11 protein-coding genes are annotated in these 8916 nt (G+C 70.0%); 10 read left to right on the plus strand and 1 reads right to left on the minus strand.

Going from position 1 to position 8916, the window contains the following annotated elements; genetic code table 11:
- Positions 1 to 82: 82 nt before the first annotated feature.
- The 8 genes from ACFOWZ_RS45005 to ACFOWZ_RS45040 all read left to right on the plus strand — a co-directional run bounded on the left by ACFOWZ_RS45005 (position 83) and on the right by ACFOWZ_RS45040 (position 4982).
- Positions 83 to 742 (plus strand): response regulator transcription factor, encoded by a 660-nt coding sequence (locus ACFOWZ_RS45005; RefSeq protein WP_382380375.1) that lies wholly within the window; start codon positions 83 to 85, stop codon positions 740 to 742.
- A complete protein-coding gene (locus tag ACFOWZ_RS45010; protein ID WP_382380377.1) occupies positions 739 to 1869 on the plus strand; it encodes a sensor histidine kinase in 1131 nt (376 codons plus the stop codon). The genes ACFOWZ_RS45005 and ACFOWZ_RS45010 overlap by 4 nt, the downstream gene beginning before the upstream one ends.
- Positions 1870 to 1970: 101 nt before the next feature.
- Positions 1971 to 2903, plus strand: coding sequence for a septation protein SepH (sepH, locus tag ACFOWZ_RS45015; protein WP_030467759.1), 933 nt, complete (start codon positions 1971 to 1973; stop codon positions 2901 to 2903).
- Between the two features lie 16 nt (positions 2904 to 2919).
- Positions 2920 to 3255: a hypothetical protein gene (locus ACFOWZ_RS45020; RefSeq protein WP_382380379.1), complete on the plus strand. Its 336-nt coding sequence runs from the start codon at positions 2920 to 2922 to the stop codon at positions 3253 to 3255.
- Between the two features lie 64 nt (positions 3256 to 3319).
- On the plus strand, positions 3320 to 3730 hold the full coding sequence (locus ACFOWZ_RS45025; protein WP_382380381.1) for a hypothetical protein: 411 nt from the start codon (positions 3320 to 3322) through the stop codon (positions 3728 to 3730).
- Complete coding sequence (locus ACFOWZ_RS45030) at positions 3727 to 4170, plus strand: hypothetical protein (protein ID WP_382380383.1); 444 nt, start codon at positions 3727 to 3729, stop codon at positions 4168 to 4170. Before ACFOWZ_RS45025 ends, ACFOWZ_RS45030 begins: the two co-directional genes overlap by 4 nt.
- 7 nt (positions 4171 to 4177) lie before the next feature.
- Positions 4178 to 4594, plus strand: coding sequence for a hypothetical protein (locus ACFOWZ_RS45035; protein ID WP_382380385.1), 417 nt, complete (start codon positions 4178 to 4180; stop codon positions 4592 to 4594).
- On the plus strand, positions 4560 to 4982 hold the full coding sequence (locus ACFOWZ_RS45040) for a hypothetical protein (RefSeq protein ID WP_382380387.1): 423 nt from the start codon (positions 4560 to 4562) through the stop codon (positions 4980 to 4982). The genes ACFOWZ_RS45035 and ACFOWZ_RS45040 overlap by 35 nt, the downstream gene beginning before the upstream one ends.
- On the opposite strand, the gene ACFOWZ_RS45045 is transcribed toward ACFOWZ_RS45040, so the two are convergent.
- Positions 4969 to 5193 (minus strand): hypothetical protein, encoded by a 225-nt coding sequence (locus tag ACFOWZ_RS45045; RefSeq protein ID WP_030467765.1) that lies wholly within the window; start codon positions 5191 to 5193, stop codon positions 4969 to 4971. The two genes, ACFOWZ_RS45040 and ACFOWZ_RS45045, sit on opposite strands and share 14 nt — an antisense overlap.
- A 157-nt stretch (positions 5194 to 5350) precedes the next feature.
- On the opposite strand from ACFOWZ_RS45045, the gene ACFOWZ_RS45050 reads away from it, so the two are divergent.
- Positions 5351 to 7090, plus strand: coding sequence for an ABC transporter ATP-binding protein (locus ACFOWZ_RS45050; protein ID WP_382380389.1), 1740 nt, complete (start codon positions 5351 to 5353; stop codon positions 7088 to 7090).
- On the plus strand, positions 7087 to 8916 hold a 1830-nt coding region (locus ACFOWZ_RS45055; protein ID WP_382380391.1), incomplete at its 3' end, for an ABC transporter ATP-binding protein. The genes ACFOWZ_RS45050 and ACFOWZ_RS45055, both read left to right, overlap by 4 nt.

The raw sequence follows: 8916 nt of genomic DNA on the forward strand, positions 1-8916 counted from the left end.
GGTCTACGGAGGCCGTCATTCGGCGGCGTTAAGCGAAAGCCTTTATCCGGCGCTTATCCGTGACGGGCGGAAAATAGGCGTCATGCGCGTGCTGGTGGTCGAGGACGAACGGCTGCTCGCGGACACGATCGCCGAGGGACTGCGCAGGTTCTCGATGGCGGTCGACGTCTGTTACGACGGCGAAGCGGCGTTGGAACGAGTGGGGGTGCACGCGTACGACGTGGTGGTGCTCGACCGCGACCTGCCGCTCGTGCACGGCGACGAGGTGTGCAAGGCGGTGCACGCGACCGGTGGCGAGGCGCGGGTGCTGATGCTGACCGCGGCGGCCGAGGTCGACGACCGCGTGGCCGGGCTGGGACTCGGTGCCGACGACTACCTGACCAAGCCGTTCGCGTTCGCCGAGCTCGTGGCCCGCGTGCAGGCGCTGGGCCGGCGGGCTCGCCCCGCCTTGCCGCCGGTGCTCGAACGCGCGGGCGTGACGCTGGACCTGCCGCGGCACCAGGCGTCGCGCAACGGCAGGTTCCTGGCGCTCTCACCGAAGGAGTTCGCCGTGCTGGAGGTCTTGATGAGGGCGGAGGGCAACGTCGTGAGCGCCGAGGAGCTGCTGGAGAAGGCGTGGGACGAGCACGCCGACCCGTTCACCAACGCCGTGCGGGTGGCGGTGATGACGCTGCGCCGCAAGCTGGGCTCGCCGCAGGTCATCGAGACCGTGCCCGGTGCCGGCTACCGGTTCGGCTCGTGAGGCTGCGGACCAGGCTGACGGCCTGGTACGCCGGGGTGTTCCTGATCGCGGGCATCGCGCTGATCGGGCTCAACTACTTCCTGCTCGCCGAGTGGCTCCGGCCGGCCACGAGCGGAGTGGCCGTGGCGCGCGCTCTGCCGGTCGAGACGATGGACGCGTTGCTGGTGACGCAGCTGCCGGAAGACACCATGGTCGTCTCCGGCGAGCAGATCGAGTCGGACGTGCTGGGCAGGCTGCTCTGGCAGTCGGGCATCGCACTGGTGGTCGCGGGAATCCTCGCCGTGTGGCTCGGCTGGGTCGTGGCCGGGCGGGTGCTGGCGCCGTTGCACGAGATCACCACGACCGCGCACCGGCTGGAGGCGGAACGGCTGGACCAGCGGATCGAGCTGGAGGGGCCGCCGGACGAGCTCAAGGAGCTCGCGGACACGTTCGACGGGATGCTCGACCGGCTCGCGTCGTCGTTCGACAGCCAGAAGCGGTTCGTCGCGAACGCCTCGCACGAGCTGCGCACGCCGTTGGCCGTGCAACGGACGTTGATCGAGGTGGCTTTGACCGCGCCGGACGCGACGGACGAGATCCGCCGTCTCGGAGCGCATCTGCTCGACACGAACGAGCGCAGCGAGAAGCTCATCGACGGGTTGCTGCTGCTCGCACGGAGTGACCGCGGTCTGGCCGCGCGGGAGCTGGTGTGGCTGGACGAGGTGATCGATGACGAGGTCGAGTCGTGCGCGGCGCTGGCGGCCTCGAAGGAGGTCTCGTTCGAGGTGTCGGTCCGGCCGTACCTGGTCGAGGGCGACCCGGTCCTGCTCGCGCAGCTCGTCGGGAACCTGCTGCGCAACGCCGTGCTCTACAACAAACCTGGCGGAACGGTGACGGTCCGCCTTGATCGGGAACTCGTCGTCACGAACACCGGTCCGACCGTGCCGGCGGAGGCGGTGCCGGGGCTCTTCGAGCCGTTCCGCAGGCTCCGCGACCGCACCGGAACGGCCGGATCCGGCCTCGGTCTGTCGATCGTGAGGTCCGTCGCGAAGGCGCACCAGGGTTCAGCGAAGGCTCGCCCGAACGGAGGAGGCGGCCTGGTGGTCCAGGTGAACCTTCCGGAAACCGGCGTGCGGCAGCCCTCGTGAACTGGCAAGATCACGTTGAGATATCGGCGAGTCTCCCACCCCTGGCGGGCTCGTTGTCCTAACGTTGTCTGCTGGCGAGGTGCGAATTCAGGGAGGCCACGATGCGAGCGCTGCGAGTCATCGGGCTCGACGAGGACGGCAAGTCCGTCATCCTCGAGGACCCCGAAAACCGCGGCGAGCGCTTCACGCTCCCCGCTGACGAGCGCCTCCGGGCGGCACTGCGCGGTGACCTGGCCCGTCTCGGCCAGATGCAGATCGAGTCCGGCGAGGCCCAGATGCGGCCGCGGGAGATCCAGGCCCGCATCCGCGCCGGTGAGTCGATCGAGCAGGTCGCGGCCGCCGCGGGCATGCCGACGCACCGCATCGAGCGCTTCGCCTACCCCGTGCTCCTGGAGCGGTCGCGCACGGCCGACCTGGCCCAGCGCGCGCACCCGGTCCGCGAGGACGGTCCCGACGTGCAGACGCTCGGCGAGGTCGTCGCGCACTCGTTCGGCCTGCGCGGACACGACCTGTCCGACACGTCGTGGGACTCGTGGCGCGGTGACGACGGCCGCTGGATCGTGCAGCTGCACTGGAAGACCGGGCGCTCGGACAACCGGGCGCACTGGGCGTTCCACCCCGGTGCGCAGGGCGGCACGGTCACGGCGCTGGACGACGCCGCGGTCGACCTCATGGACCCGAACCCGAACCGGACGCTGCGCACGGTGCGGCCGGTGACGCAGCTGGCGCGGCAGGCCCTGGAGGCGACTCCGGTGCTGCCGCCCGTCGTCGCGGAGGAGCCGGTGCCCGTGCCGGCGCAGGCTCCCCCACCCGCCCCGGCGCCTGCTCCGGTCGTGGCGGAGAAGCCGGTTCAGGAGAAGCTGCCCGAGCCGGAGCCCGCGCCTGCCCCGCCTCCACCACCGGTGAAGAAGGAGCAGGAGCCGGCGGCGGAGAAGCCGGTGCGCAAGGACCCTCCTCCGAAGCGGGGGAAGAAGAACCACCCCATCGTCCCTTCGTGGGAGGACGTTTTACTGGGCGTGCGGTCGAACCGCTGAGTGAGCCGCTGACGCCGTGGGACGTCGTGTCGCGCTGGCTGCCGGAGTGGGTGCACTCCTCGGTCTGGCCTGGTGGGGAGTGTTCGAGCTCATCGCCTCGGGAGCGGTCTGCTCGTTCGAGGACTGGGGCTGCCTCGGCACCTTCGTGATGACCGTGCCGGTCTTCGCGGTGGTGGCGGCAGTCCTGGGTGGGTTCGCCCTGAGCTCTCTGAAGGTGTCGCGGGCATGGCTGGTGGCCGTGCCCGCGACCCTCATGGCCGTGGTGGCGATGGTGTTCCTGCTCGCGGTGCCGTTCCTGGGCTTCCTGGTCTTCGCGGGGTTGTACGCGTTGATCGCCGTGCTCACGCGGTGAAGGTGCTGTGGAGGATTGGTGCAGATCGGCCTGATCGCTTCGAAGATCAGGTAGCTCTTGGCGCATGTTGCTGCGCGGTCTTGTGGGGGCGAGCGTCGGGTTTCTCGTCGGCGTCGGATTCGCCCTCACCCTCAGCGGGTTCGACGAGTACTGCGAGCTGTATCCCAGCACGAGCGGATGTGGCCGCTCGTTCCTCCTGGTCCTCCTGCTGTTCTTCGCGTGCTGGATGCTGGTCGCGGGGGCGCTGATCCACGCCGGATTCCGGTTGGCACACGTGACGCGCGGGTGGCAGGTGACGGGGATCGGCAGCGCGCTGTGGGTCCTGCTGGCCGTGGGCGTCGTCGGCTTCGGGCCCTTCCTTCTCGACGTGTACCCGAAGGACGTTCGCCTCTTCTCGCTGAACGGCGCGGTGGTCACGTCGTGTGTCGCCTACGCGGTCGCCGCGGTGAGCACCGGCCGGAGGAGGACGGCGTGATCGTGCGCGCCCTGATCGGAGCCGTCGCCGGAGCGGTGGCCGGCGCCGGATTCGTGCTGACTCTCGGCACGTTCACGAGGTACTGCAACGGCGGGCCCGGCCGCACCGGGTGCGGGACGGGGTTCTTCACGACGTTCGGGCTGGCCTTCGCGCTCTGGATGGTCGTCGCCGCCGCTGTGGTCTGCGCGGGTTTCCGGGTCGTCAGGGCCGGGCGCGGGTGGTGGGCGGCCGGGATCGGCAGCGCGTTGTGGTTCGTGCTGATCCTGGCGGTGATCTACGGCAGGATCTTCGTCCTGGACGGCATGTACCAGGCCGAGGTTCGCCACTTCCTCGTGACCGCCTACCTGGTCACGGCGTGTGTCGCCTACGCGGTCGCCGCGTCGGGCACCGGGCGGTCGCGCAGTTCTCCTCATGGCGATGCGGCACGCGAGTCGACATGATCGAGGCATGAGGGCGGCGATCGCGGCGGTGGCGGGGGCGTTGTGCGGGGCCGGGTGGTTCGTCTCGCTCGAACCGTCCGCGCAGCTCGCGTGCAGGGACAGCGACCTGGAGTGCCTCATCCCGCTGATCTTCCTGATCGTGCCGGGGCTGGTGGTCGTCTGGGCGCTCGTGGCGTGGGGACTGCTGCGGCTCGCACGGTTCTCCCCCGCCTGGCCGACGGCCGCGGCGGGGGCGGTGGCTTCCGTGGTGGTGCTCCTCATCTGCGTGTTCAGCCTGAGGTTCGTGCAGGTCCAGCTGCCTGCGGAGAGCGGAGTGTTCGTGGTCGCGCTCGCGGCGGCGGGCGGCTACACCTTGGCTGCCGTGGTGACCGCTGGTTACGGTGGTCGGCGTGACCGAACAGAGCACAGCGGGCAAGACGGGTAGGACGGGACGCCGGCTGCTGTTCCGGGTCGTCCTGTCGATGGCCGTCGGAGCGGGGCTGGTGCTCGGCTGGACGTGGGCGTACGAGTCGGGGTTCCTGAAGTCGTGGCTCGACACCACGTCGATGTCGACGTTCCTGCTGCTCGTGCTGATCGGGCTGCCGCTCGCGCTGGTGTCGTCGCTGGTGCTGGCGGGGCCGGTGCTGTGGATCTTCGGGGTGCGGCCGGTGTGGCCGATCATCCTGCTCGGGCCGATCGTGCTGGGGCTCGGGCTCTACTTCAAGGTGCACGAACCCGTCCTCGGGTGGTTCGCGAACCGGCACCACGCCGAGGCGTTGCTCGCGGCCGTCTCCTACGGGTTGGTCGGCCTTTTCACCTTCAAGAGGTCGTAGGCACCTCGTCGAGCAGGTGCAGGTCCCAGCCCTCGCGTTCGCACCAGTCCTCGGCCTCCTCGCGGGACACGAACATCGCGTGCCGGGGGCGCGGGCCGGCCAGGTGGTCCCAGCCGTCCGGGGCGAGGACGTAGTTCACTCCGTCGAGTGAGGCGATGAGCCGTCCGTGTGGAAACGCCATCGTCTGCTCGGTTCGCAGAAACCGCGTCATGGTGGTCATCGTGCCCTTGACCTCGACCTAAGTCGAGACAGCAGGCTCCGGTGGGGAGAAAAACCGGATGCTGACTGTCGGTCGTCCTTCGTACTTTGGAGACGACCTGGAGGGGGCTCATCGCGTGAGCGATCAACGTAACTCGACAATCCGGACCTTGCGGAGGCTGTGGCCGTACGTGCGGCCGCACCGCGCACGGATGGCTGTCGTGCTGGCGGCGACGATGCTCGCGATGCTGTGCGGTCTCGGCATCCCGCTGCTCACGCAGCGCATCGTCGACGGTCCGATCGCCAGCAAGCAGACCGCGGTGCTGCCGTGGCTGATCCTGGGCGTGCTGGTGCTCGGGCTTGCCGAGGCGGGGCTGTTCTACATCCGGCGCAAGATCGTCGCCAGGCCCGCGGCCGAGGTCGAGGCGCGCATGCGGTTCGACCTGTACCAGCGCCTGCAGCGGCTGCCGGTGGCGTTCCACGACCGGTGGCAGTCCGGTCAGCTGCTGTCGCGCGCCACGAACGACCTCACGACCGTGCGGCGGTTCGTCGCGTTCGCGGTCATCTTCCTGATCGTGAACACCCTGGTCGTGCTGATCGGGCTGGGCATCATCGCGGCGCTCTCGCCGCAGTTGGTGATCGTGTCGCTGTGCGGTGCACTGCCGTTGATCGTCATCTCGTACTTCTTCGAGGCGAAGTTCAAGGTCGTCGCGCGCAGGGCGCAGGACCAGGCGGGCGACCTGACCACGACGGTCGAGGAGTCGGTGCTCGGCATCCGGGTGCTCAAGGCGTTCGGGCGCGGGCCCGAGCTCTCGAAACGGTTCCTGGCGCAGGCGCGGGACCTGAGGGCCACCGAGCTGAACAAGATCTCGATCCTGTCCGCGCTGTGGTCGGTGCTGATCATCCTGCCGGAGCTGTCCATGGCCGGGATGCTCGGCGTCGGTGCGATCGGCATCGTGAACGGCTGGATGACAGTCGGCACGTTGATCGCGGCCGTGGCGGTGAGCGGGTACCTGCGCTGGCCGATCGACTCGATCGGCTGGCTGCTCGCGGAGACGAACCAGGCCGCCTCGGCGCTGGAACGGTACTGGGAGGTCATCGACTCCCCCGTGACGATCACCAGCCCGGCCTCGCCCGCGCCGCTGCCTTCGCCGCTGCGCGGGCACGTTCGTTTCGAGGGCGTGCGGTTCGAGTTCGACGACGGCCGCGAGGTGCTGTCGGGCGTCGACCTCGACCTGCGGCCCGGCGAGACGCTGGCGCTGGTCGGGGCGACAGGCTCCGGCAAGACGACGCTGACCGCGCTGGTGCCGCGGCTGGCCGACGTGACGGGTGGCCGGATCACGATCGACGGCGTCGACGTGCGGGACCTGTCGCTCGAGGACCTGCGGACCGCGGTCGGCACGGCGTTCGAGGAACCGGTGCTGTTCTCCGCGTCGGTCACCGAGAACGTCGGGCTGGGTGTGCAGGACGTCTCCGAGGCCGCGGTGCGCGAGGCGTTGCGGGTGGCCAGGGCCGAGGAGTTCGTGGACGCGCTGCCGTGGGGTCTCGCGACCCGCATCGGCGAGCAGGGCCTGTCTCTGTCCGGCGGTCAGCGGCAACGCCTGGCGCTGGCCCGCGCGGTCGTCGGCAAGCCGGCGGTGCTGGTGCTGGACGACCCGTTGTCGGCGTTGGACGTCCACACCGAGGCCGAGGTGGAAGCGGCGCTGCGCCGGGTGTTGCGCGACGTCACGGCGTTGGTCGTGGCACACCGGCCGTCGACGGTGCAGCTCGCCGACCGCGTCGCGATGCTGGTCGACGGCAAGATCGCCGCGATCGGTTCGCACCGGAAGCTGTTGGAGGACAACGAGGAGTACCGGCGTCTGCTGTCCAGCATGGACGAGGACCTGGTGGAAGAGGAGGTGGCGTCGTGAGCGATCAGGTTGTGGTACAACAAAAAGAAGAAGAGTGGCGCGGCGTCGCCGCCGAGGAGATCGACGAGATCTCGTACAACACGGGACTGCGGCTGCAGGCCCGCTCGCGCAGGCTGCTGGGCTCGTTGCTGCGCCCGCACCTCGGCCGCACGTCGCTGGCGATAGCCGCGGTGGTCGGTGGCAACCTCGCGAACCTCGCGCTGCCGCTGCTGATCGCCGCCGCGATCGACAAGGGCATCCCGGCCGCGATCGACGGCGGCGCGTCGATCCTGGTGTGGTGCGTGGCCGGGTACGCGATCTGCGCGGGCCTGACGACGTTCCTGCGCTGGGCGTTCCTGCGGGTCTCCGGCCGCGTGGGCCAGGACCTTCTCCTGGACCTGCGCGGGCGGATCTTCCGGCACTCGCAGCGGTTGTCCGTCGGCTTCCACGAGTCCTACACGTCCGGCAAGGTCATCTCACGGCTGACCAGCGACGTCGACGCGTTGCAGGACCTGCTGGAGGAGGGCCTGGACAGCCTGTTCAACGCGGCGCTGTCCGTGGCGGGCATCGCGGTGATCCTGCTCTGGCTCGACGCGCCGCTGGCCATGGTCGTGGTCGTGGGCTTCCTGCCGCTGTACTTCATCTGGCGCTGGTTCCGCCGCCGCTCGATGGAGGCGTACCGCGGCACGCGCGGCGCCATCGCCAAGATCATCGTGCAGTTCGTCGAGTCCATGAACGGCATCCGCGCGGTGCAGGCGTTCCGCCGCCAGCCCCGCAACGAGCAGATCATGAAGGGCTTCAACGGCCAGTTCCGCGACGCGAACATGGACGCGCTGGGCGTGATGGCCACGTTCGTCGCGACGATCCGCACGATCGGCAACGTGTCGCTGGCGATCGTGCTGGCGTGGGGCGCGTACCGGGTGGCGGGCGGCTCGCTGGAACTGGGCGTGCTGACAGCGTTCACGCTGTACCTGCGCCGGTTCTACGACCCGTTCGACGAGCTGGCGATGTTCGCGAACTCGTACTCCTCCGCCACGGCCGCCCTGGAGAAGATCTCCGGTGTCCTGGAGGAGGAGCCGTCGGTGCCGGAGCCGAAGTCCCCGGTGGCCCTGCCGCACGCACGCGGTGCGGTCCGGTTCGCCGAGGTCGAGTTCCGCTACCCCGGCACGTCCCGGCAGGTGCTTCCACGCTTCTCGCTGGACGTGCCGGCGGGTCAGACCGTGGCCCTCGTCGGCGCGACCGGCGCGGGCAAGACCACCCTGGCCAAGCTCGTCGCGCGGTTCTACGACCCGTCGGCGGGCTCGGTGCGGCTGGACGGCCACGACCTGCGCACGGTGGCGGACACGGACCTGCGCCGCGCGGTGGTGATGGTGACCCAGGAGAACTTCCTGTTCTCCGGCTCGGTCGCCGACAACATCGCACTGGGCCGTCCGTCGGCCACGAGGGCGGAGGTCGAGGCGGCGGCGGCCGAGGTGGGCGCGCACGAGTTCATCGCGGCCCTGCCCGACGGCTACGACACGGACGTCCGCAAGCGGGGCGGCCGGCTGTCCGCGGGCCAGCGCCAGATGGTCGCGTTCGCGCGGGCCTTCCTGGCCGACCCGGCGGTGCTCGTCCTGGATGAGGCAACATCGTCCTTGGACGTACCCACCGAACGCGCCGTGCAGGCAGCACTGGAGACGGTGCTGGCCGACCGGACGGCGTTCATCATCGCCCACCGCCTGTCCACGGTCCTGATCGCGGACCGCGTACTGGTGCTGGATGGTGGCATTGTGGTGGAGGACGGCTCCCCCGAGGAGCTGATCGGTGAGCGGGGCCGGTTCGCCGCCCTGCACACGGCCTGGCGCGAC

Origin of the sequence: Lentzea rhizosphaerae (assembly GCF_042649515.1) — a bacterium.
GTDB lineage: Bacteria > Actinomycetota > Actinomycetes > Mycobacteriales > Pseudonocardiaceae > Lentzea > Lentzea aerocolonigenes.

Coding starts and splice junctions, on each gene's coding strand:
- ACFOWZ_RS45005 (WP_382380375.1), top strand. CDS start 83: ATGCGCGTGCTGGTGGTCGAGGACGAACGGCTGCTCGCGGACACGATC.
- sepH (WP_030467759.1), top strand. CDS start 1,971: ATGCGAGCGCTGCGAGTCATCGGGCTCGACGAGGACGGCAAGTCCGTC.
- ACFOWZ_RS45025 (WP_382380381.1), top strand. CDS start 3,320: ATGTTGCTGCGCGGTCTTGTGGGGGCGAGCGTCGGGTTTCTCGTCGGC.
- ACFOWZ_RS45035 (WP_382380385.1), top strand. CDS start 4,178: ATGAGGGCGGCGATCGCGGCGGTGGCGGGGGCGTTGTGCGGGGCCGGG.
- ACFOWZ_RS45045 (WP_030467765.1), bottom strand. CDS start 5,193: ATGACGCGGTTTCTGCGAACCGAGCAGACGATGGCGTTTCCACACGGA.